Below are 23,983 nucleotides of genomic sequence, written 5' to 3'. Positions count from 1 at the left end.
TTATATTTTTCTCGGATCAAAAGCATCGCGAGCTGCCTCGCCAATAAATGCCAGCAACGACAATAACACAGCAATAACAATAAAACCTGTAATACCAATCCAAGGGGCATTTAGATTAGAAGTAGCTTGCCGCATCACTTCTCCTAAAGAAGCATAACCAGGAGGAAGACCAAAGCCTAAATAATCAAGCGATGTCAACAATGAAATCCCTGATGTCAATAAAAACGGCAAATAAGTTAAAGCAGCAACCATAGCATTAGGCAATAAATGACGCATCATAATGATTCTATTAGGAACACCTAATGCACGTGCAGCACTAATATAGGTAAAATTTCTTGCTCGCAAAAATTCCGCACGTACTACGCCAACCAATACTACCCATTGAAAAAGCAACATAACACCTAATAGCATCCAAAAGCCCTGTGCTAAAACTGCAGCCATAATAATCACTAAATAAAGTGATGGTACAGACGACCATATTTCAATCAAACGCTGACAAATTAAATCGATCCAACCACCAAAATAACCCTGAACTGCACCAACTATAATACCTATAATTGCAGAAATAGCTGTTAAAAAAATACTAAAAATTATTGATACACGAAAACCATATAAAACCCGCGCAAAAATATCACGTGTTAGATCATCCGTTCCAAGCCAATTCCAATGATTAACGTTACATTCTGGATGAGCATTTCCCTGTGCATAACCAACACAACGCTCTTCTTTATTTTGGAGCCAAAAAGGAGGAGATAATGCTAAAGCTTTGTTCCCTACTATCGTACTATAAGAATAACGGACCGGTGGCCAAAATGCCCAACCATGTTGGGCTATTTCATTTTGGATTAAAGGATCACGAAAATCTGCCTTAGCTAAATTGCCACCAAATTTTTCATCAGGATAATCAAAAAAAACAGGAAAAAGAAGCTCTTTTTTATAAGACACAATAATCGGACGATCATTAGCAATAAATTCTGCTGCAAAAGAACAAATACATAAAAATAAAAAGAACCATAACGACCACCAACCGCGACGATTCTGTTTGAAATTCTGCCAACGTCGCACATTTAATGGAGAAAAGAAAGTCAACCGTTTCAATTTATCATCACACAATCTATTGCCTCTTTCCTCTTCCATTATAAATCCTTTTTATCAAAATCAATACGTGGATCCACCATCATATAAACAACATCAGAAATAAGGTTTATAATAAGACCAATTAACGAAAAAATATAAAGAGAAGCAAATACAACAGCATAATCGCGATTAACAATAGATGTATAACTTAAAAGTCCTATACCATTTAATGAATAGAGCATTTCAATTAATAAAGATCCACTAAAAAATGCTCCCATAAAAGTCGCAGGAAAACAAGCTATGACAACTAAAATCGCATTACGAAATACGTGGACATAAAGAACTGCATGCTCACTTAAACCCTTAGCGCGAGCTGTAATAACATATTGCTGACGAATTTCTTCCAGAAAACAGTTTTTTGTCAACAATGTCGTTGTTGCAAAAGAAGAAATGACCATCGCTGTCAGTGGCAAAACCAAATGATGTAAATAATCCAATATCTTTGCTCCAAAAGATAATGAATCAAAATTATCAGAAGTTAAATGGTTCAATGGAAACCAATCAAAAAATGATCCCCCAGCAAAAAAAACCATTAAAAAAATCCCAAAAAGAAAACTTGGAATTGCATAGCCAATAACAATAACAGTACTTGTCCATGCATCAAAAATAGATCCTTCCCTGATCGCTTTACGGATTCCCAATGGGATAGAAATAGCGTAAGAAATTAATAAATGCCAAAAGCCAAGAGAAAGAGACACAGGTAATGCATCTTTAATAAGATCAATAACTAAACGCCCCTGTATATAAGACTCCCCAAAATCAAAACACATATAACGACTAAGCATTGTTAAATAACGTTCCAAAGGAGGCTTATCAAAACCGAATTGTTTTTCAAGTTTGGCAATAAATTCTGGATCCAATCCCTGTGCACCACGATATTGAGAAGGCGCAGACGATAATGATTCGATATGAGTACTATCAGAAATAACATCAGAAGATAAATTAAAATCTCCACTACTAGCTATGCGTCCTATAGCGTCTCCCCCTGTTCCTTGTAATTGAGCAATAATATTTTCAATAGGTCCACCTGGGGTAAATTGAACAATGATAAATGTCATTGTTAAAATACCAATAAGTGTCGGTATAATTAGAAGAAAACGCCGTATAATATAGGCTGCCATTTATTTGTTTTTCCCTTTCAATAACACAACATATCATATCATTTAAATGACGGATCAATAATAATTTTGATAAATTCAAAAAACAAAATTACAAATAAAATCTAACCATATGTTTTTTTAATATAAACTAATCTTGTTCATCATCCTCTGGCAGAGGAATAGAATAATCAGATAAACTACGCAAATAAAGTAAAAGGTCAGCACGATCTTGATCATTTTTAATCCCACGAAAAGACATAATTGTTCCTGGAAACGCTTGACGTGGTGATTGAATATAACGATCCAAAGTAAAAAAATCCCATTTTTTATCAGAATTCGCACGCAACACTTTTGAATAAGAAAAATTTTTTACACTTGCTAAAGGACGGTCAACAATCTCCCAAAGTGACGGACCAACACGATTAGATCCATCAGGTTTAGAAGCATGGCAAATTGCACACTGGCGAAAAATTTTCCGTCCATTCTCAAGATTGCCTTGTTTAAGAAGATCACTCAACAATAAAGATTTACCAGACATACTTTGTGTTTCTTTAAATGTGTCATTATCGGTAATTTTATAAGAATGTTGAACCGAGTCATCATAAATCATATCGCTGATAGTGAAAATGCCCACTAAAATAATCAACAAAAATAAACACGCACAAATTAAATAAACGAAGGTTGATCGATTCATAAAATTTAAACTTTCATATTTTTATATTATTTTCAGTATAGTTCTTTGCGGTTCCTTCCCTTATTAAGGTATAAGATTATAAATTAAGTACACATTCTTTGGAACTCTACAATGTCTCTTCAACCGCTCATTCTCATTCCCGCTCGCATGGGTTCAACTCGTCTACCAGGTAAAGCCTTAGCTGATATCGCCGGAAAACCCATGATCATTCATGTTGCTGAACGGGCAAAAGAAACTGGATTAGAGCGTATTATCGTTGCAACAGACCATGACAAAATTGCTCAAACCGTTACAGCTTATGGCTATGAATGTATCATAACCTGCACAAATCATCAATCGGGATCTGATCGTATTTATGAAGCCTTAACCAAAGTTGATCCTGAACAGCACTATAATGTTATTGTGAATGTACAAGGTGACTTGCCAACAATAACGCCTAATGCCATCGTAAGTGCCTTACGGCCCCTAGAAAATAATTTAACTGATATTGCAACATTAGGAACAAAACTTATTGAAGAAAATGAAAAAACAAACCCCAATATTGTTAAAATCATTGGCTCACCAATTGCTAAAAATCGACTTCGTGCCCTTTATTTTACCCGTGCAACTGCACCTTATGGAGATGGACCTTTATACCACCATATTGGATTATATGTTTACCGACGCAAAGCTCTTGAAAAATTTATAACACTTAAACCATCGACACTTGAACAACGTGAAAAACTTGAGCAATTACGCGCATTAGAAAACAATATGCGTATTGATGTGGAGCTAATCGATACAACTTTTTTAAGTGTCGATACACAAAATGATCTCGAAAGAGTCCGTAAAATTCTAGTATAAAATTAACTATAATAATCAACAAATTCTCTTTTTCAAAATAATATAGAATTAGTTTCTATATTATTTTTTTTGGTATATTTTAAAATTAAACAATGTTGTATTGTTAATTAAACATGATCATTCTGAATAATTTAAAAGGGGAATATATAAATGAAAAAACTTCTATCTCAAGGGCTGACTTTTGTAAGTATTTTGATCTCTAATGATGCTTTGGCTGGATTTGGCGAAAAGAAGTGGATATTTGAACCTCATGAGAAGGTTGTAATTGAAAAACACCCGACAATTAGACAAGGAGTGCAATATATTTGTAAAAACCTCGACCCTGTAACCACATTTCGTTTAACATATACAGACCCTCGTAGCTTAGAATATCTGAAAATTATTCCTGAAAATCCAAGTCAGATAACTCACGACAAAGACAAAAAAATATTTATGATTAGTAATGTTGCGTCCCTTGATGTAAGTTTCCCTTGGATAGGAGGACCTTACACTTTTGAAAATGTAACCGACAATAAAGTTGTAGGAACAAACTGTGATGCAGGAATATATGATTTAGGAGGATATGGAGAATAATAAGATTATTTTAAAATTAAGAAAGATTTATTTCCATGTGAATACGCTTTTATAGTGCATTCTGAAATGCTTATCAAGTTCAGATACAAATTTTAAGCATCTGTATCATGTTTTTGGTCCTTCTTTGATTTTTTATTTTAAATCGATAATAATAATACAAATGAGAGGAGGTTGGTGATGAACGAATTACTCACCAAGGGGATTTCTGATCAAAGGATTACACCAAACCGACTTATTTTGTTATGTAAATGTGTTTTTTGCAGATATAATATTCTATCTCTGAATAAAAAATAATTTCAGAGTGCAAATTTCGGTTATTTTTATCACATTTTTGGTTCTTTCTTGATTTTTTATTTTAAATCGATAATATAAGCGAAAGGAGGTTGGTGATGGACGAACTGCTCGCCAATCGGGTCAGATCTGGAAAGAAGCAGCCCTAACGAGTTTTTGTACGGGTCATCGTACCAATCTCCCTCTTTTAAATAAGCTATATATTTAAATTTTAAAATATAATGTTTTAGTTTTACAGTAGTATTTCCGTATCAAAGGAAGAGAAGTTTTGAGCTCTCTTAAATTCAAAAAATGTTATTCTTAAAACAAGCTCATTAAAAAACTCTCTTAATATTTAAAGAGATTTCTGTTAATCTATCCTTTTATATTATTGAATATATATCAAAAAGAGCTTCATAATTGGAACAATTAATAAAAGATACTCCAGCAATAACGGCCTATCGCATTCTTGCTCGCAAATACCGACCTCAAAGCTTCTCTGACCTAATTGGCCAAGAAGCAATGGTATGTACTCTCAATAATGCTTTTAAAACAGGACGTATTGCACAAGCATGGATGTTAACAGGAATTCGTGGAGTAGGAAAAACCACGACAGCGCGTATTTTAGCCCGAGCTCTTAACTACAAAACAAAAGATATTGATAAACCAACTACCTTATTCGATACACTTGGTGAGCATTGCACACAAATCATTGAGGGTCGCCATATAGATGTTATTGAAATGGATGCTGCTTCGCATACTGGTATTGACGATATTCGTGAAATTATTGAACAAATCCGTTACCGCCCTGTTTCTGCACGTTATAAAGTATATATTATTGATGAAGTTCACATGCTCTCAACACAAGCATTTAATGGTCTATTAAAAACACTTGAAGAACCTCCTCCGCACGTGAAATTTATTTTTGCAACGACAGAAATTCGCAAAGTTCCTATTACAATTCTTTCACGCTGTCAGCGTTTTAATTTGCAACGTATTGAAGCAGCTGTTTTGGTCACCCATTTACGCAAAATTGCTCAACTAGAAAAAGTTGAAGCACAAGATCAAGCATTATTCATGATTGCCCGTGCAGCAGAAGGATCTGTCCGTGATGCATTATCTATTTTTGACCAAGCAATTGCCTATGGTAATGGCAAAGTTGATGCCATTGCAGTACGCCTAATGTTAGGATTAACTGATCAATCTCGCATCATTGATCTCTTTGAATCTATTATGAAAGGAAATATTGTTAATGCATTGTATGAATTACGCAATCAGTACAATGCAGGTGCAGATCCCTTTGCTATACTAACAGAATTAGCTGATTTTAATCATCTAATAACACGATTACGTTTGACACCAGAAATAATAGAAAATTTATCACTTACAGAAGAGGAACGCTCAAGAAGCTTAAATTTTTCACAAAAACTTTCTATTCGTGTTCTTTCACGTAGTTGGCAAATGCTCCTCAAAGGCCTACAGGAAGTTAACCAAGCCTCTCATCCTATTCAAGCTGCCGAAATGTTATTGATTCGTCTTGCTCATGTTGCTGATTTACCAACTCTTGATGAAGCTTTAACAAAACTCACACAGGAAAAAAAAATACCTACACTTGTTGAAAACCATTCCTCTCAAGAAAAAATAAATGAAAGCAACATTACAAAAACAGAAGTTGCACACAGCTACGCCTCCTCCCCAATTTCAGATTCACTGCAAAACCAATCTAGTCGCTCCCCTAAATATATAAAACAATTAAAGATTACAACTTCTGAAAAGACGGACTTTTGTAATAAGATTGAAACAAGTGAAAATGTTCAAGCTAATCAACTTGATAAAAACATAACCAATCTATCTCATATCGTCCCCCAATCAGAAATGGAAGCTACAGAACAAAAAATCATCATAAATTCTTTAAAGGATATTGTTGATCTAGCTGAGCAGCATAATGAAATACATTTCAAATTGTTGATCAAAGAATTCGTTCATCCTGTTTCTTTTGAACCGCAGCATATTACGTTAAGATTTGCTGAAGAAGCTCCTCACTCCCTTGAACGTGATATAAAAAAAATGCTGTACCAATGGACTGGAAAGCGCTGGACTATAACTCTTGTAAATGAAGGAGGGGAACCAACTTTACAAGAAGAAAGTATCGCTATACAAAAATCTCTTTTTTCCGATGCACAAACAGATCCTGATATTGCAAAAATTCTCAATAATTTCCCAGGAGCAAAAATCATTGATATTCGCTTCAATAAAAAAGAAAATGATCTTGATTTAATCCCCAATATCTTTGACACTGATAATAATACAAATGATGAATAAGGAAACCAATCCCTATGCGTGACATGATGAATATAATGCAAAAAGTCAAAGAAATGCAAACAAAAATGCAGCAAATGCAAAGTGAATTGGCTAATCTGCAAGCAACTGGTATAGCAGGTGGAGGTCTTGTCAAGATCACTATTAATGGTCAAAATACCATATCAGCAATAAAAATTGACCCTTCATTAATGAATCCTAAAGACGTAGAAATTCTTGAAGATCTTGTCATAGCGGCCTATAACGACGCTAAAAGTAAACTAGATGTAATTATTAAAGAAAAAACTAAAAGTGTAACTGCAGGAATGCCAATCCCACCCGGTTTTCAATTTCCGTTTTTATAAATAAACTGTATTTTCATCCCTTGGTATAATAGCATGTCTAAACATATTGCAGGCCCTGAAATTGAACGCCTTATTCAGCTTTTAGCACGGATACCAGGTCTTGGGCCACGTTCAGCGCGTCGTGCCGCTCTCTATCTAATCAAAAAAAAAGAAACCCTGCTAGAACCTCTAGGATCTGCAATGCTAGAAACTGCAAATAAAGTTCGAATTTGTTCTATTTGTGGTAATGTAGATACAACAGATCCCTGTTCAATTTGTACAGATCCTCGCCGTGATGAATCAATAATCATTGTTGTTGAAGATATTTCTGATCTCTGGGCTCTTGAACGTACAAAGTTTTTATCAGCACGTTATCATGTTTTAGGTGGACGATTATCTCCTTTAGATGGAATAGGGCCTGATGAACTGAACATTATCTCCTTAATCAACCGCATTACCAATAATTCCATTACAGAGATTATCTTAGCTGTTAATGCTACAGTTGAAGGACAAACAACAGCTCACTATATTACCGATCAACTTTCTCAGTTTTCCATTAAAATCACTCGCCTTGCCCATGGAGTACCAGTAGGTGGTGAACTAGATTATCTCGATGATGGGACTTTAGCTGCTGCCTTGCAAGCAAGAACTAATTTTTGAAATTATTTATCTGTTATTTATTTGATAGTCTCTAAATTTATAATAGAAATAGGCGCTCAATGTTATGAGAGTGGGAGGGGAATCCCTGAAATGCCGAGTAAAGATTTATCTTAACTCATCAATTGAGAATCGGAAATTTTAATCTGCGCGCTTATATCAGTATTTGCGTACGATTTAGAATTTATAGAAAAGCAATTTCTTGCAGAAGTGTGGATTAAGACTCTTGTTTTAGCGATTTTATTAGTCTCTATTGTCCGTAGTTGTTCTTCTCTTCCAGAATATGCAGAACTTATTCCTACAACTTCTCTTATCTCTATCAACTTTATTACCCAATTTTTCACTATCATTTCAATGATAGGATTGGAACTAAGTATTTATATTCGTTCATTAAAAAAAACCGGATGGCGTATCATATGTACTTCAATCAGCTCTATATTTATCCTCAGCGTCTTCAGTATTCTTATAATAAAGCTCTTTAATTTTGAGCACATAACATTTTAAAAGTATATTAAATACCTCACTCTCTTAAATATGGTTTGCAAATAAATCTAAGATACTGAATTTATTTTACATGTGTCTTTTTTTCTGTGCTAACAGACACGCCATGCTTAAAACACATCTCAAAAAACTATTCTTACTGATCTGAAAATTTTTTAATATTTTATAGATAAATAAAATTTCTAAAAAATAAAACTGACCTTTTATTTATCACTATATTCGGCTAAAAAGCGCTTATGCTTATTCTTGCCATAGACACAGCTTCAATTTATTGTGCCGTCGCACTTGTTCAGCATAAATCTGTTATTGCACGTGTCAGCCAATGTATTGGCAAAGGTCATGCTGAGAAACTTATTGGTCAAATCGAGCAGCTAATACATCAAGCAAATATCAAGCTTGATCAGATTAATCGCATTGCCGTCAATATTGGACCGGGATCGTTTACAGGTATACGTATAGGTATTGCTACAGCAAAAGCTTTGGCCTTAGCGTTAGAAATTCCAGCCATTGGAGTAAGCTCACTTGAAGCATTAGCTGCACAAGTAGCTAACGAAAATATCACATCAACCATCACTGTTGTCATTGAAGCCGGTAGAGAGATGTTCTATCATCAAAATTTCAATAACAACCTTATAGCTTTAAGCATGCCTAGCTTAAAAACACCTGAAAATATTGTAGCAGATCTATTCCAACACACCATACTCACTGGTCCAGCTGCTGAAATTATTGCTCTATATATTAGAAACAATACAATAAGCAAAGGAATTATACCGGTTTCCATTCCATGTGATGCGGCGGACATTTTAACTTATGCACGCCTAGCTGCAAATAAACAGCCGCAAACACCACCACGTCCCCTCTACTTACGCGATGCTGATGCAAAACAACAAACTGATTTTGCCTTACCACGAAAACAATAATGACTAAATCTTCGTTGACAAAAAAAAATTTTGTAATTGCGCCATTACACTCTGAGGACAGTATTTTTCTTCATCAAATTCATAAAAATTGTTTTGCCCTAGCGTGGACAAAACAAACGTTTGAGATTTTTTTAAAAGATCATTCTATTTTTGGCTATAAAGCCCATCTCATTGGACAATCTCATCAAATTTTAGGATTTTGTCTCTGCCGTCTTATTCTCAATGAAGCTGAAATTATAACGATTGCAGTTCATTCTAACAATCGTCAACAAAAAATTGGTCATTTTCTTATTGATCACATATTTCACCATCTCCGTCGTGAACATGCAACAAAACTTTTTTTAGAAGTAGAAGAAACCAATCTTCCTGCTTTAGCCCTTTATAAACGATTTAAATTTCAAAAGATTGCTAAACGCCCAGCCTACTATCAATCACACAATGGATTCACAGATGCAATCATCATGCAAAAAACTTTCAAGCAAATAGATTGAGATTTAAAAAAAAAACGTTTAGAAACGCAATATGGATCATCGTAAAAACTCTAAAAGCATACTTCCCAATGGCCCCAAAAAAGTTTTTATCAAAACTTATGGATGCCAAATGAATGTTTATGACAGCCAACGAATGAATGATAGTTTAAGCACTCAAGGTTATATCGCGACACAAACACCAAATGATGCTGACCTTATTCTGATCAATACCTGCCATATTCGCGAAAAAGCAGCAGAAAAACTTTACTCTGACCTTGGTCGCTTGCAAATAATACGTCAAGGACGTACACATGATAAACCTTTGATGATCGGTGTTACAGGTTGTGTTGCACAAGCTGAAGGAAATGAAATCTTGCGACGTGCACCAACCGTAGATTTCATCATTGGACCACAAATGTATCACCGCCTACCGGAACTATTAAAACAAGTCAAACAAGGAAAAAAAGTTGTTGAAACAGATTATGCCATTGAAGATAAATTTACCCATTTACCACCTCATAACAAACGAGCTGTGCAACAACGAGGTGTTAGTGCATTTTTAACAGTACAAGAAGGTTGCGATAAATTTTGTACCTTTTGCGTTGTTCCCTACACACGGGGCGCAGAAATATCCCGATCCGTTAAGCAAATCACTGATGAAGCGCGCCAGCTTATTGAAGCAGGTGTAAAAGAAATTACACTTCTTGGGCAAAATGTAAATGCATGGCATGGACAGAGTATCGATGGGAAAACTTGGCGCCTTGGAGATCTTCTTCATCATTTGGCTAAAATTGATGGTTTAAAACGATTACGCTATACAACGAGTCATCCACGCGATATGGATGATAGTCTTATTGCTGCACATCGAGATCTTGATATACTTATGCCTTATCTGCATCTTCCTGTTCAATCAGGTTCAGATCGTATCTTGAAAGCAATGAACAGACAACACAAAAGTATTCATTATCTTCATCTCATCGATAAGATTCGTGCTGCAAAACCTGATATTGCTTTTTCAGGCGATTTCATTGTAGGATTCCCAGGCGAAACTGATGAAGATTTTGAAGAAACTATCAAGCTTATTAAACAGGTAGGCTATAGTTCGGCTTATTCTTTTAAATATTCACCTCGGCCTGGCACAGTCGGTGCAACAATGAAGAATCACGTTGATGAAACAGTTAAAAATGCTCGCCTCCAGCATTTACAAACCATTCTTCTTGACCAACAACATACATTTTTACACTCTAAAATTGGTCAAAAAACCGATGTTCTTATTGAAAAAATTGGTCGTCACTCGGGGCAAATGGTAGGACGTTCCCCTTGGCTTTTACCTGTTGTCGTAAATACACAAACCTCTGTTGGAACTGTTATGAAAATCCGTATTAAAGATGCAAGTTCTAATAGTTTCGTTGGTGAAAAAATCGACATATATTAAAAAAATTTTATAGTTCTATTTAAAAATATAATCTTAAAAAGCTATTTCACTTTTAAAGGCAAGTGATTATATTAAAGCTATAATATAAACAGATAAGGAGTATGGGTTGAAAGCATCAACCAAAAAATCGAAACAAATTCCAAAGATAAAAAGTATCCCCTCTCAAAATAAAAGCATCTTAAAAAAAGCTAATACAGTCAACATTCACCATGTTGTTTTAACTTTTGAAAACAACAACACTGCAAAAATAGTTTTTGGTAAATTTGATGAAAATCTTGCTTATCTTGAAAAGAAACTCAAGCTTGATATTCGCCCACACGGCAACAAAATTTTAATCTATGGAACAGCTATTGCCATACAACAGGTGCACTATGTATTAGACCAACTTTATCGAAAAGCAAAAACACATCCAGAACTTACTCTATCAGATATAGAAAGTGCAATTGCTATGGCAAATTTGCCCGATGAGCAACAAGAAAAACTTCAAATAACCGAGCCTTCTGTACAACAGACATTAGCACAATTTAATACCCATAAAAAAACAATCTATGCTCGTACTTTAACACAAGACGCTTATATGCGTGCTATGGAACATGCTGAACTTATTTTTGGAATAGGTCCAGCAGGCACTGGAAAAACATATCTTGCCGTTGCTTACGCTGTAATGCTTCTTAAATATGGTATTATTGAACGAATTATTCTTTCACGTCCAGCTATTGAGGCTGGAGAACATCTTGGCTTCCTTCCCGGTAATCTTAAAGAAAAAGTTGATCCCTATTTACGCCCCCTTTACGATGCTCTATATGATATGATACCTGTTGAAAAAGTAGAACGCATCTTAGCCTCCGGAGTTATAGAAATAGCTCCTCTAGCCTTCATGCGTGGTCGAACACTTGCTCATTCAGCAATAATTCTTGATGAAGCACAAAATACTACACCTATGCAGATGAAAATGTTCCTTACACGCATTGGAGAAGGATCACGGATGATTATAACAGGTGATTTAAGCCAAATTGACTTGCCCGCAGGACAAAAATCAGGTTTAGTGGAAGCAATTCGTATCCTTGCAGACATAGAAAATATTACAATTATTCATTTTAATGAAAAAGATGTTGTGCGACACTCTCTTGTTTCCACCATCATTCAAGCTTATGATCGTGATTCTATTGAACAGAAAAAGCAATACCACTCACACGCTTTTCGTAAAAAAAATGAGTGCAATTTCCCATGATTGCTATTGATATAACTATTGAAAGTGCTAAATGGAATGATGAGGAAATGCTTTATAACATTACTGACAAAGCTCTAGTTACCACATTACAGCATTTATCATTAAATGAGATAACAAGTGAACTTAGCCTGCTTTTTACAGATGATACGCGTATGGCACAAATTAACGCACAATGGCGTCATCACAATAAACCCACAAATGTTTTATCCTTTCCTGCTTTTCCTATTAAAGCTGGACAAAATCCTAGACTTATGCTTGGTGATATCGTTATTGCGCAAGAAACTGTTATGCGAGAAGCAGAAGAAGAAAGAAAATCATTTCAGGATCATTTAACGCATATAATCATTCATGGTATTCTTCATCTTCTTGGTTATGATCATGAAACAAATAATGAAGCTAACCAAATGGAAAAATTAGAAAAAGAAATACTTCAAAAACTATCTATAAAAGATCCCTATACTAAATTGTTGTAAAATGATAAAAGTGAAACTTAAAATTTGTGTTACAAATAATAAAATTTTAAATAATTGACGTAACTATTATAATTGAGAAAGTTTAGAAAATTTTTAAAGCCATGGCGGATAAAATTAATACACAAAATGGTACTCAAATATCTTCTAATTCTGAAGAATATTCTCTACAAAAAACAAGCTATACAAAGAAAAACTCATTGCTAAGCTATCTATTTTCATTTTTACGTGGACGCAGCCACACATCACTACGTGATGGTCTTACTGATGTATTTGCTGCTGATAATGAGAAGGGAACAACACTTTTTTCTCCTGAAGAACGTACTATGCTTCACAATATTTTATGCCTACGCGAAGCACGTGTTGATAATATTATGATTCCACGTTCCGAAATAGAAGCATTGGAAATTAATACTCCTCTTGGCGAAGCTCTTAGATTTTTTGCAAAAATTGGACATTCACGTATACCTGTGTACGCTGAAACATTAGATGATCCGCGAGGTATGATTCATATCCATGATATCCTCAATTATATAACCTCTTTTATTACCGATTCTACTCGAAATGAACAAAAATATGACTCTCTACAATTGAATTATAAAGATTTACAACACCCTATCGGTGAACTAGACCTAATTAGAACAGTTTTGTTTGTGCCTCGTTCTATGCTCGCAAGCAAATTATTAACGCGTATGCAAACCACACGAACACAAATGGCTTTAGTTATCGATGAATATGGTGGTACAGATGGTTTAGTGTCTATAGAAGATATTGTCGAATTGGTGGTTGGTGATATTGAAGATGAACATGATAATATTGATAACGCTATCGTGCGCGAACCTGATAATAAATGGTTGGTTGATGCAAAAACTGAATTAAAAGATGTGGAGAAAGCTCTTGGTCCTGATTTTGTTGTGGGAGAATATGGAGATGAAGTGGATACCATTGGTGGTTTAATCGTTTCTATTCTTGATCGCATTCCTTCAAAAGGTGAAATAATTGAAACTGTACCAGGTTATCGTTTCCGTATTTTAGAAGCTGATAAACGTCGAATTAAACGATTACGCATTTTTCGTATCTCAGAAAATGAAAATCTTAAGGAACAACAGCCTTATAAGGATAGCTAATTGTTATTAAAGAGGCTAAATCTTCTCCTGCTTTCTATTACTGGTTGGAAACGGCAAATATGCGTTTTTTTATGTGGTGCATTAACGTCTTTTGCACTCCCGCCCTTTTATTTAACACCCATTTGCTTTTTAACATTTCCCATCTTCATTGTTTTTCTCGATGAAATCAATACTATCCAAAACAATAAAAAACGCCTTTTAACAAATGCACTAGTCTTTGGAAACTTTGGCTTTGGTTACTTTATTTGTAGCCTTTGGTGGTTAAGTAATGCATTATTAGTAGATCCGATCTCTTTTGCTTGGGCACTACCATTCTCTATTTTTTGTCTTCCTGCTTACCTTTCTTTTTATTGGTTTTTTGCTGGTATCATTGCTTTCTTTTTATGGACAAAAAATATAGCACGCTTCTTTGTTTTGGCCTTCTCACTCGGATTAGCAGAGTGGTTGCGCGCGACGCTATTGACGGGTTTTCCATGGAATGCTCTCGGTTATACAGCTATGCCAACCCCCATGCTTATGCAATCAAGTATGATTGTAGGACTCTATGGAATGAATATTCTTGCTGTTTTATGCTATAGTTTACCAACTGTCTTATTAACAAATGAAAAAAAATTCTCAGCGCTTTTACTCTGTTTCCTTCTTATATTAACCCATAGCGGATTTGGATTTTATCGTTTAAACACAGCACCCAATATAGCAGAGTACCGCAATAATAACCATTGGGTGCGTATTGTTCAACCCTCTATCCAACAAACCACTAAATTAAGCAATACAAAAAGAAAAGATATATTTGCAGCTCATCTAAACTTAAGTATCAAAACAGCCATTAGCCAGAATCCGGAACCTGACTTTATCATATGGCCAGAAGCATCCCTTCCTTATATTCTTAGTAATACGTCTTCTATTCTTACAAAGCATATTGGCTCTTTTCTAAAACCCCAACAATGGGCCATTATCGGTGCCATTCGAACCGATAATGCGTCCCCTCATACCGAAATACAATATTTTAATACAATCGCAGTCATTGATGCCAAAGGTGATATTCTTCACACATCTGATAAACTTCATCTCGTCCCTTTTGGTGAATATCTTCCATATCAAAATTTACTGAAAAAGTTAGGGTTGCATATTCTCGCTGATAACATTGATGGATATACTGCTGCAAATGTGCGAAGAACCATTATGATGCCAAACGGTTTTTCTTATCTTCCACTTATTTGTTATGAAGCTATATTTCCTAATACAACAGCTTTTAAAGGTCCTCCCCCTCAAGCAATTATTAATATAACAAATGATGCATGGTTTGGTAGAACACCTGGCCCATATCAACATTTTCAACAAGCACAACTCCGTGCCATTGAATTGGGAATACCTCTTATTCGAGCAGCAAATAATGGAATATCAGCTGTGATTGATTCTTATGGAAGAATCGTTTCTTCTCTTGAACACAATATTATTGGCGCTTTTGATGCACCAATCCCACAACCAATTACCACGATTTGGAACAATAAATACAGAACATTCTCTACTTTCATCTTATTCATTCTTATGCTATTGTACCGTATTAGTTTTGGTTCTACAAAACAGCTTGAATGATTGAGTGCTTATGTACAATATCATGTTATGTGTACCAGTAACGTCAAGAAAAGTATTACATATCATCTTCATTTATAATAAACTAACCTCACATGCACCTAATGTTTGTTTGGAAACAAAGCGCTGAAAATAAAGAGTTGCATTATGACCAAAACTAGAAAAAAACCCGATCCAATAGATATTTATGTTGGAACCCGTATTCGTTTGCGTCGTAATATATTAGGTCTTACTCAAGAAAAACTCGGTGAAAAATTAGGTATTACTTTTCAGCAAATTCAAAAATATGAAAAAGGAACAAACCGTGTTGGAGCAAGCCGCCTCCAAGCAATCGCAGAAATTATGGATGTTCCAGTCTCATATTTTTTTGATAAAGGAATTGGTATACAATCTATAGAAGGTTTTACGGAAAGCGATAATAATTTTATAGATTTTTGTTCCAGCAGTGAAGGTATTCAATTAATGCGTGCTTTTACCAATATATCTGATGCTAAAGTGCGTCGAAAAATTATTGATTTAGCAAAAGCTCTTTCTGAAGAAGATCATAACAACAAGCTATAAAATTATATTCTTTTTTATATTATTATTGACGATTTGCCATAAGATTGGCAAATAAGATAAATTTGAATATACGACACATGAAATATCGATTTCTTTTTTGTTTGAGAGAGTTCCCATGCCGCATCAAGATTATCTTTTTACAAGTGAGTCGGTATCGGAAGGACATCCCGATAAAATTTGTGACCGGATTTCTGATGAAATCGTTGATATGGTCTACAGAGAAGCTTACAAAACAGGAACTAACCCATGGTTAATACGAGTTGCTTGTGAAACTTTAGTGAGTGTCAATCGTGTTGTCATAGCTGGTGAAGTACGCGTTCCCGATACACTCTTAAAAAAAGATAAACACGGTCAATTTATACGTGATAAAGTTGGCTCTTTTATTATTAATCCTACCCCTTTTCGTAAAGTTGTGCGTCATGCCATTCGTGTTATTGGCTACGAACAAGAAGATTTTCATTGGAAAACCGTTAAAATTGATGTTCTTTTACGTCCACAATCAGCTGATATCGCACAAGGAGTTGATAATGCCATTGATCGTCATGGTGAAGAAGGAGCAGGTGATCAAGGTATTATGTTTGGATATGCTTGCCGTGAAACACCAGATCTCATGCCTGCACCAATTTATTATGCACACAAGATTTTAGAACATCTTGCGATAGCGCGTCATAGGAAAGAGGGAGAAACTTATAAACTAGGACCAGATGCTAAAAACCAAATAACAATACGATATAAAAATGGGAAACCTGCAGAAGTAACATCGATTGTCCTTTCAGTACAGCACCTTGATGAAAGTTGGGATTCAAATAAAGTCCGTACAATTGTTGAGCCCTATATTTTTCAAGCTTTACATGATATCCCAATTTCCAATCAATGCAGATGGTATATTAATCCAACAGGAAAATTTGTTATTGGTGGTCCTAAAAGTGATGCGGGATTAACAGGACGGAAAATTATTGTGGATACTTATGGTGGTGCTGCACCTCATGGTGGTGGTGCTTTTTCAGGTAAAGATACAACAAAAGTTGATCGTTCTGCAGCTTATGCTGCACGCTACCTAGCTAAAAATATTGTTGCAGCTAATTTAGCAGATCAATGCACTATTCAACTCTCCTATGCAATTGGCATTGCAGAACCTTTGTCCATTTATCTTAACCTCCACGGAACAGGGAAAGTAGATGAAAGTGTTATTGCAACTACAATTCCCAAAATAATGGATCTATCACCAACAGGTATCCGAAAACATCTTGATCTTAACAAACCTATTTACGCAAAAACCGCTGCTTATGGCCATTTTGGACGCAAACCAGAACATGACGGTTCATTTTCTTGGGAAAAAACTGACCTAGTTGGAAAACTTAAAAAAATGATTAAAATACTATGACTGCACATAAAACGCGTATGAGTGAAGCATTTTTTGGTCGCCGACAGGGAAAACGGTTACGAAGCAATCAAATTACGCTTATAAATACACTTCTTCCTACTCTTAACATTGATTTAAGCAAACCTGCACCTTTAAAGTTAGTATCTTTATTCACCAATCCAGTAGAAGAAGTTCGACTTGAAATTGGCTTTGGCGGAGGAGAACATTTACTCCATGAAATGAAATGTTTTCCACGTACTGGTTTTATTGGTATAGAACCTTTTATTAATGGAATGGCAAAAATATTATTATACACTGAAAAGCACAAAGAATATCAAAATCAACTTCGTCTTTATAACGATGATGCTACGCGTTTTCTTGATTGGTTACCAACAGAATCTCTTGATGGAATAGATTTATTTTATCCTGATCCATGGCCTAAAAAAAAGCATTGGAAACGAAGGTTCATTAATGAAAAAAATCTAAACCGTTTTTCTCGAGTTCTTAAAGTAGGTAAAAAATTCCGCTTTGCCAGTGATATAGACACCTATGTCAACTGGACACTTTATCATTGTGCTCAACATAATAGTTTTGAATGGCTCGCAGAAAATCCTACAGACTGGAAAATTCCCTATCCACTATGGCCAAGTACCCGATATGAAGCTAAAGCTCTATATGAAGGTAGAACACCCACTTATCTTACTTTTATAAAAAAATAAGAAATAAAATGCTTTACTATAAACAACTTGTAAAATTTTCTGTTTAAGAGTATAAGAAGATAGATTTTCGGCCTTATGATGAGGAGTGGTCCATTTGGAGCCACTCTTTTTTATTGTAAGTTCGATAACAACTTGGATGAATCATATGAACGCAATTAAAAGAATGGATGATATTAATGAACCACGTTTGTTTGAAGAAGATGGCGTTGCAGCACGTGTTTCTGCTCTTATTATACCATTATTAAAACCTTTAGGTTTTCATTTAATTCGCACAAAACTTTTGAGTTTAAATGGTTTAACACTTCAGATTATGGTTGAACGTACTGATGGCACCATGACAATAAAAGATTGTGAAATAGTTAGTCGAACTGTTGCACCTCTCCTTGACATAGAAAATATTATTGAGCGAAAATATCATTTAGAAGTTTCATCTCCTGGTATTGATCGTCCACTCGTAAGAAAATCTGATTTTTTTCATTGGCAAGGACATCTAGCAAAAATTGAAACTAGTACCATTATTGATGGACGCCAAAAATTTCGTGGTAAGCTTACGGATATTACACAAAATGGATTTACTTTAAATATCGAGAAAACAGCTGATAGAGAAGAAGCAAATATATTTATTCCTTTTTCTAGTATTACTAATGCGCATTTGATCCTTACCGATGAACTTATTCGTGACACATTGAAAAAAAATAAAGATTGTGCCAACAATTAATCCTGGATGATAATCTTAAACATCTCAAAAACGAAAAAAACTATAACAATTAATATTAACGCCCCCCTGACCTCATGTGGCATAAAAAAGGAGAAAATCAATGGCTATAAGCGCTAACAGGCTTGAACTTCTGCAAATTGCAGATGCTGTTGCACGTGAGAAGTCGATTGACCGTGAAATTGTCATTTCTGCGATGGCTGATGCTATTCAGAAAGCCGCGCGTTCTCGTTATGGCCAAGAAACCAATATCCGTGCTGAAATCAATTCTAAGACAGGTGAAATTAAATTACAACGTCTTCTTAAAGTTGTTGATATCGTTGAAGATTATACAACTGAAATCGCTTTATCTGATGCCCTAAAACGCAAAGAAGACGCAAAAGTTGGTGATTTTCTTTCCGATCTTTTACCTCCCATGGATTTTGGACGCATTGCAACACAATCTGCTAAACAAGTTATTGTGCAAAAAGTACGTGATGCAGAACGTAATCATCAATTCGAAGAATTCAAAAATAAAATTGGTGAAATTATTTCTGGTACAGTCAAACGTGTGGAATATGGCAACGTTATTGTTGATATAGGTCGTGGAGAAGCTATCGTGCGACGTGATGAATTAATTCCGCGGGAATCTTTCCGTTATGGAGATCGCATTCGTGCATTTGTTCATGATGTACACCGGGAACCAAGAGGACCACAAGTTTTCCTTTCACGTACACATCCTCAATTTATGGCAAAACTTTTTACCATGGAAGTTCCAGAAATTTATGATGGTATTATAGAAATTAAATCTGTTGCTCGTGATCCAGGTTCACGTGCAAAAATCGCTGTTGTTTCACGCGATGGCTCAATTGATCCCGTTGGCGCATGTGTCGGAATGCGAGGGAGCCGCGTTCAGGCTGTTGTTGCAGAATTACAAGGTGAAAAAATTGACATTATTCCTTGGTCGCCTGATGCCGCAACGTTTATCGTCAATGCACTACAACCTGCTGAAGTTTCAAAAGTCGTCCTTGATGAAGATGCAGAACGTATTGAAGTCGTAGTGCCTGATGATCAGCTTAGTCTTGCAATTGGTCGACGTGGACAAAATGTACGTTTAGCTTCGCAATTAACAGGATGGAATATTGATATTCTAACAGAACAGGAAGAATCTGAAAATCGTCATAAAGAATTTACTGAACGTAGCAAACTTTTTATGGAAACTTTAGATGTTGATGAAATGGTTGGGCAAGTTATGGCTTCAGAAGGTTTCATCTCAATTGAAGAAATCGCTTACGTTGATCTTGAAGAAATAAAGTCTATTGATGGCTTCGATCATGACACTGCTTCAGAAATCCAAAATCGTGCACGTGAATATTTAGAACGTAAAGAAAAAGAGCTTAATGAAAAGCGTAAAAAGCTTGGTGTTTCAGATGAATTACAAATACTTCCTGGTATAACAAATGCTATGCTAGTTGCTATAGGTGAGGATGGAACAAAAACAATGGAAGATTTTGCAGGCTATGCAGTTGATGATCTCGTTGGATGGCGAGAATTTAAAGAAGGTCAAACACAAAATTTTCCTGGCATCTTGACTCCCTTTGATGTTACGCGTGCTGACGCAGAAGCTATGGTGTTAGCAGCACGTGTGCAAGCAGGCTGGATAAATCAAGCTGATCTTATTAAACAGCATCCTGTAGAAAATGAAGCAACAGATAATTTGGATGTGGATACGTTTTAAATGAATGAGCGGACCTGTATTGTAACGAAGAAAAGCGCTTCAGCGGCAACGCTGATCCGTTTTGTCATTGGTCCAAATAATCAAATTATCCCTGATCTTAAAGCTAACTTACCCGGACGTGGTCTTTGGGTTTCTGCTCATCACGCTATTATAGAAAAAGCAGTTAAACATAAAGTTTTTAGTAAAAATCTTAAAACAGATGTTGAGGTTTCTGAAAATCTCGCTCATATTGTGGATAAATTATTACTCAAAACTGCCCTTGCAAACCTTTCTATGGCTCGAAAAGCTGGGACTATTGTCACAGGATCAGTCAAAGTTATTTCCGCTATCCGTGCAGGTCAAGTTATTCTCGTTCTTCATGCAAAAGAAGCAAAAGAAGATGGAAAACGCAAAATTTCACAAGCCATCCACGCAATACAACAACGAATAAATCAGAATATAAAAGTTATATCTTTATTTACAAGTGATGAAATGAGTATGGCTTTTGGAACTAATCCTGTGATACATGCTGCCTTATTGAATACGAAAGCTGCAGAGGGATTTATCAAAGCGATATACAAACTGACCACCTATCGTGAGGATAAATGCAATAAGCTTAGTACAATAACGGCAAATGCCGTGAAGGAAATATAATGAGTAAAAACGATAATGACACAATAACAGCTAAAAAAACACTGACCTTAAAACGGTCAGGATTAGAAACTAATATAGTTAAACAAAATTTCAGCCATGGTCGTACAAAAGCTGTGGTTGTCGAAACTAAACGGCGCAAAATTACACGCCCCGATGAAAAAACTGAAGCACCACAGTCTATTACTAAACCACATGTAGCTCAGCACTCCAAACCAAAATTTGAAGAAATACCTCCCAGTAAACCTGTAGCCCAATGCAACCTTTCATCAGCAGAAATAGAAGCGAGACGCCGTGCTTTAGAAGAAGCACATATCCAAGAAAAAATAATACGTAAACAAGCTGAAAAACAAAAACGCGATAAAGAACGTGAAAAAAGCTTGTATTTACAAACTCATCAAGAAATGGAAATACTCCCAAAAAATAAAAATACTACAGAGGAAATTCCAGCTCATACTTCTGTCCCCTCATTAACAGAACCTATCGCAGCAATAGATGTAAAAGCGTTAGAAGTGGCTATTCCGCCTAAAAATACATCCCCAGCAGAAAAACGTATTCCAAATGATAATGATAATGAAGACAGATACAACCGGCGTGCTAATTCTTCTAAACCAGAAATACGTTCACCTAAAGTTGTGAAAGGAGCTGATGAACGTCGCCGAGGGAAACTTACCCTTAATAGTGCGTTGGATGAAGAAGGAAATGGACGTGGACGTTCAATAGCAGCAATGCGTCGTCGTCAGGAAAAATTCAAACGTGCACAAAACCAAGAACCAAGAGAAAAAATTTCCCGTGAAGTTATTCTTCCTGAAACTATTACCATTCAAGAACTTGCTCAGCGCATGACTGAACGTTCTGTTGATGTTATTAAATTTTTGATGAAACAAGGACAAATGATGAAGCCTGGTGATATCATCGATGCAGATATTGCAGAGCTCATCGCTGTTGAATTTGGTCATACAGTTAAACGTGTTTCAGAATCTGATGTAGAAGATGGTATTTTCAATATCAGTGATAACCCGTTAAAGATGCGCCCACGTCCACCTGTTGTAACCATTATGGGTCATGTTGACCATGGAAAGACTTCTCTTCTTGATGCTATTCGTAAAGCCAATGTTGTTTCTGGTGAAGCAGGTGGAATTACACAGCATATCGGTGCTTATCAGGTTGAACAAAACGGTCAAAAGATTACCTTTATCGATACGCCTGGACATTCTGCTTTTACAGCCATGCGTGCTCGTGGTGCTGAAGTAACTGATATTGCTGTTTTAGTAGTCTCTGCTGATGATAGTGTGATGCCACAAACCGTTGAATCCATTAATCATGCAAAAGCTGCTAATGTCCCTATTATTGTTGCCATTAACAAAATTGATAAACCAACTGCTGATGCGCAAAAAGTACGTACAGAACTTTTGCAACATGAAGTTTTTGTTGAAACTATGGGTGGTGAAACTTTGGAAGTTGAAGTTTCTGCTAAGACTGGACAGAATCTTGATAAACTTTTGGAAGCTATTCTTCTCCAAGCTGAGCTTCTTGATCTTAAAGCGGATTCAGAGCGAACAGCAGAAGGTATTGTTATTGAAGCTAAACTTGATCGGGGACGAGGCCCTGTTGCAACTGTTCTTGTCCAAAAAGGTACATTACAGCTTTCTGATATTATCGTTGCCGGCAATGAATGGGGGCGTGTTCGTGCTTTAATTGACGATTATGGTTGTCATATTAAAAAAGCAGGACCTTCTACACCAATTGAAATTTTAGGCATACAAGGTACACCACAAGCTGGTGACCGATTCGCTGTAGTATCAAATGAAGCAAAAGCACGAGAAATTTCTGAATACCGTCAACACCTAGCTCGTGAAAAAGCTGTAGCTCGACAAACTAGCTCTCGTGGCTCTCTTGAACAAATGATGACAAAATTACAAGCTACCGGTGTAAAAGAGTTTCCACTTATAATTAAAGGAGATGTTCAAGGGTCTATTGAAGCAATCACTTCAGCATTAGAAACACTAGGGAATGAAGAAGTACGCGCACGCATCGTGCATTCTGGTGCTGGAGGTATTACTGAAAGTGATATTTCTCTCGCTGAAGCTTCTCACTCTGCTATTATTGGCTTTAATGTTCGAGCAAATAAACAAGCACGAGATGCAGCTAAAATTCAAGGAATTGAAATCCGTTATTATAACATCATTTATGATCTTGTTGATGATATAAAAGCAGCCATGTCAGGATTGTTATCACCAGAACAGCGTGAAACCTTCCTTGGTAATGCCGAAATTCTAGAAATCTTTAACATTACAAAAATTGGAAAAGTTGCTGGTTGTCGAGTTACAGAAGGAAAAATAGAACGAGGAGCTGGTGTTCGGCTGATTCGAGATAATATTGTTATTCATGAAGGAAAACTTAAAACACTCAAACGCTTCAAAGACGAAGTCAATGAAGTACAAGTCGGTCAAGAATGTGGAATGGCATTTGAAAACTATGATGATATTCGTGCAGGTGATATTATTGAAACTTTCCGAGTCGAGCATATCAATCGTACATTATAAAGTCATCTAAGAACTTTCCTTTCTAATAGCTAAAAAAGAAAAGTATTAAACTTAATACAATATTTCTAT

The 23,983-nt window shown here is 35.7% G+C and carries 21 protein-coding genes, 1 other RNA gene and 1 pseudogene; 20 read left to right on the top strand and 3 right to left on the bottom strand.

What is annotated here, in order from left to right; translation table 11 throughout:
- The 3 genes from ACJTDF_RS00245 to ACJTDF_RS00235 form a co-directional block, all read right to left on the bottom strand.
- Window positions 1-1,137 (bottom strand): ABC transporter permease, encoded by a 1,137-nt coding sequence (locus ACJTDF_RS00245; RefSeq protein WP_407965627.1) that lies wholly within the window; start codon window positions 1,135-1,137, stop codon window positions 1-3.
- Window positions 1,137-2,258 (bottom strand): microcin C ABC transporter permease YejB, encoded by a 1,122-nt coding sequence (locus tag ACJTDF_RS00240; RefSeq protein ID WP_407965626.1) that lies wholly within the window; start codon window positions 2,256-2,258, stop codon window positions 1,137-1,139. The genes ACJTDF_RS00245 and ACJTDF_RS00240 overlap by 1 nt, the downstream gene beginning before the upstream one ends.
- Before the next feature lie 127 nt (window positions 2,259-2,385).
- Window positions 2,386-2,931 carry a c-type cytochrome gene (locus ACJTDF_RS00235; RefSeq protein WP_407965625.1) on the bottom strand — a complete coding sequence of 182 codons (546 nt, stop codon included), beginning with the start codon at window positions 2,929-2,931 and terminating at the stop codon, window positions 2,386-2,388.
- A gap of 111 nt (window positions 2,932-3,042) precedes the next feature.
- Between ACJTDF_RS00235 and ACJTDF_RS00230 the strand changes: the two genes are divergently transcribed.
- From ACJTDF_RS00230 to infB, 20 genes and pseudogenes are all read left to right on the top strand, one after another.
- Window positions 3,043-3,774, top strand: coding sequence for a 3-deoxy-manno-octulosonate cytidylyltransferase (locus tag ACJTDF_RS00230; RefSeq protein ID WP_407965624.1), 732 nt, complete (start codon window positions 3,043-3,045; stop codon window positions 3,772-3,774).
- 150 nt (window positions 3,775-3,924) lie between these two features.
- Window positions 3,925-4,347, top strand: a complete 423-nt coding sequence (locus tag ACJTDF_RS00225) for a hypothetical protein (protein ID WP_407965623.1) — start codon at window positions 3,925-3,927, stop codon at window positions 4,345-4,347.
- A gap of 378 nt (window positions 4,348-4,725) precedes the next feature.
- An RNA gene (ffs, locus tag ACJTDF_RS00220) (signal recognition particle sRNA small type) lies at window positions 4,726-4,823 on the top strand.
- 226 nt (window positions 4,824-5,049) lie between these two features.
- Window positions 5,050-6,939 (top strand): DNA polymerase III subunit gamma/tau, encoded by a 1,890-nt coding sequence (locus ACJTDF_RS00215; RefSeq protein WP_407966249.1) that lies wholly within the window; start codon window positions 5,050-5,052, stop codon window positions 6,937-6,939.
- A 14-nt stretch (window positions 6,940-6,953) separates the two neighbouring features.
- Window positions 6,954-7,280 carry a YbaB/EbfC family nucleoid-associated protein gene (locus tag ACJTDF_RS00210; RefSeq protein ID WP_407965622.1) on the top strand — a complete coding sequence of 109 codons (327 nt, stop codon included), beginning with the start codon at window positions 6,954-6,956 and terminating at the stop codon, window positions 7,278-7,280.
- A gap of 33 nt (window positions 7,281-7,313) precedes the next feature.
- Window positions 7,314-7,919 carry a recombination mediator RecR gene (gene recR, locus ACJTDF_RS00205; protein WP_407965621.1) on the top strand — a complete coding sequence of 202 codons (606 nt, stop codon included), beginning with the start codon at window positions 7,314-7,316 and terminating at the stop codon, window positions 7,917-7,919.
- A gap of 734 nt (window positions 7,920-8,653) precedes the next feature.
- Entirely contained in the window at window positions 8,654-9,337 is a 684-nt protein-coding gene (gene tsaB, locus ACJTDF_RS00200) for a tRNA (adenosine(37)-N6)-threonylcarbamoyltransferase complex dimerization subunit type 1 TsaB (RefSeq protein WP_407965620.1), read from the top strand.
- Window positions 9,337-9,828, top strand: coding sequence for a ribosomal protein S18-alanine N-acetyltransferase (rimI, locus tag ACJTDF_RS00195; protein WP_407965619.1), 492 nt, complete (start codon window positions 9,337-9,339; stop codon window positions 9,826-9,828). The genes tsaB and rimI overlap by 1 nt, the downstream gene beginning before the upstream one ends.
- A 31-nt stretch (window positions 9,829-9,859) precedes the next feature.
- Window positions 9,860-11,242 carry a tRNA (N6-isopentenyl adenosine(37)-C2)-methylthiotransferase MiaB gene (gene miaB / locus ACJTDF_RS00190; protein ID WP_407965618.1) on the top strand — a complete coding sequence of 461 codons (1,383 nt, stop codon included), beginning with the start codon at window positions 9,860-9,862 and terminating at the stop codon, window positions 11,240-11,242.
- 106 nt (window positions 11,243-11,348) lie between these two features.
- Window positions 11,349-12,473, top strand: a complete 1,125-nt coding sequence (locus ACJTDF_RS00185; RefSeq protein WP_407965617.1) for a PhoH family protein — start codon at window positions 11,349-11,351, stop codon at window positions 12,471-12,473.
- Window positions 12,470-12,946 carry an rRNA maturation RNase YbeY gene (ybeY, locus tag ACJTDF_RS00180; protein ID WP_407965616.1) on the top strand — a complete coding sequence of 159 codons (477 nt, stop codon included), beginning with the start codon at window positions 12,470-12,472 and terminating at the stop codon, window positions 12,944-12,946. Before ACJTDF_RS00185 ends, ybeY begins: the two co-directional genes overlap by 4 nt.
- 101 nt (window positions 12,947-13,047) lie before the next feature.
- Window positions 13,048-14,070 carry a hemolysin family protein gene (locus ACJTDF_RS00175; protein WP_407965615.1) on the top strand — a complete coding sequence of 341 codons (1,023 nt, stop codon included), beginning with the start codon at window positions 13,048-13,050 and terminating at the stop codon, window positions 14,068-14,070.
- Entirely contained in the window at window positions 14,071-15,666 is a 1,596-nt protein-coding gene (gene lnt, locus ACJTDF_RS00170) for an apolipoprotein N-acyltransferase (RefSeq protein WP_407965614.1), read from the top strand. It abuts the gene before it with no gap.
- 144 nt (window positions 15,667-15,810) lie between these two features.
- Entirely contained in the window at window positions 15,811-16,224 is a 414-nt protein-coding gene (locus tag ACJTDF_RS00165; protein ID WP_249677146.1) for a helix-turn-helix domain-containing protein, read from the top strand.
- Between the two features lie 115 nt (window positions 16,225-16,339).
- Window positions 16,340-17,608 (top strand): methionine adenosyltransferase, encoded by a 1,269-nt coding sequence (metK, locus tag ACJTDF_RS00160; protein ID WP_407965613.1) that lies wholly within the window; start codon window positions 16,340-16,342, stop codon window positions 17,606-17,608.
- Window positions 17,605-18,306, top strand: coding sequence for a tRNA (guanine(46)-N(7))-methyltransferase TrmB (locus tag ACJTDF_RS00155; RefSeq protein WP_407965612.1), 702 nt, complete (start codon window positions 17,605-17,607; stop codon window positions 18,304-18,306). Before metK ends, ACJTDF_RS00155 begins: the two co-directional genes overlap by 4 nt.
- Window positions 18,307-18,451: 145 nt before the next feature.
- Window positions 18,452-19,077 (top strand): annotated as a pseudogene (gene rimP, locus ACJTDF_RS00150) (ribosome maturation factor RimP).
- A gap of 47 nt (window positions 19,078-19,124) precedes the next feature.
- Window positions 19,125-20,738 carry a transcription termination factor NusA gene (gene nusA, locus ACJTDF_RS00145; protein WP_407965611.1) on the top strand — a complete coding sequence of 538 codons (1,614 nt, stop codon included), beginning with the start codon at window positions 19,125-19,127 and terminating at the stop codon, window positions 20,736-20,738.
- Window positions 20,739-21,371 (top strand): RNA-binding protein, encoded by a 633-nt coding sequence (locus tag ACJTDF_RS00140; protein WP_407965610.1) that lies wholly within the window; start codon window positions 20,739-20,741, stop codon window positions 21,369-21,371.
- The gene (gene infB, locus ACJTDF_RS00135) at window positions 21,371-23,914 is read left to right on the top strand and encodes a translation initiation factor IF-2 (RefSeq protein WP_407965609.1); all 2,544 of its coding nucleotides are present in this window, start codon (window positions 21,371-21,373) and stop codon (window positions 23,912-23,914) included. The genes ACJTDF_RS00140 and infB overlap by 1 nt, the downstream gene beginning before the upstream one ends.
- Window positions 23,915-23,983 lie beyond the last annotated feature (69 nt).

This window comes from Bartonella bennetti, assembly GCF_045945445.1.
In the GTDB taxonomy this organism is placed as follows: domain Bacteria; phylum Pseudomonadota; class Alphaproteobacteria; order Rhizobiales; family Rhizobiaceae; genus Bartonella.
This window is presented reverse-complemented; position numbering and strand designations above follow the sequence as displayed.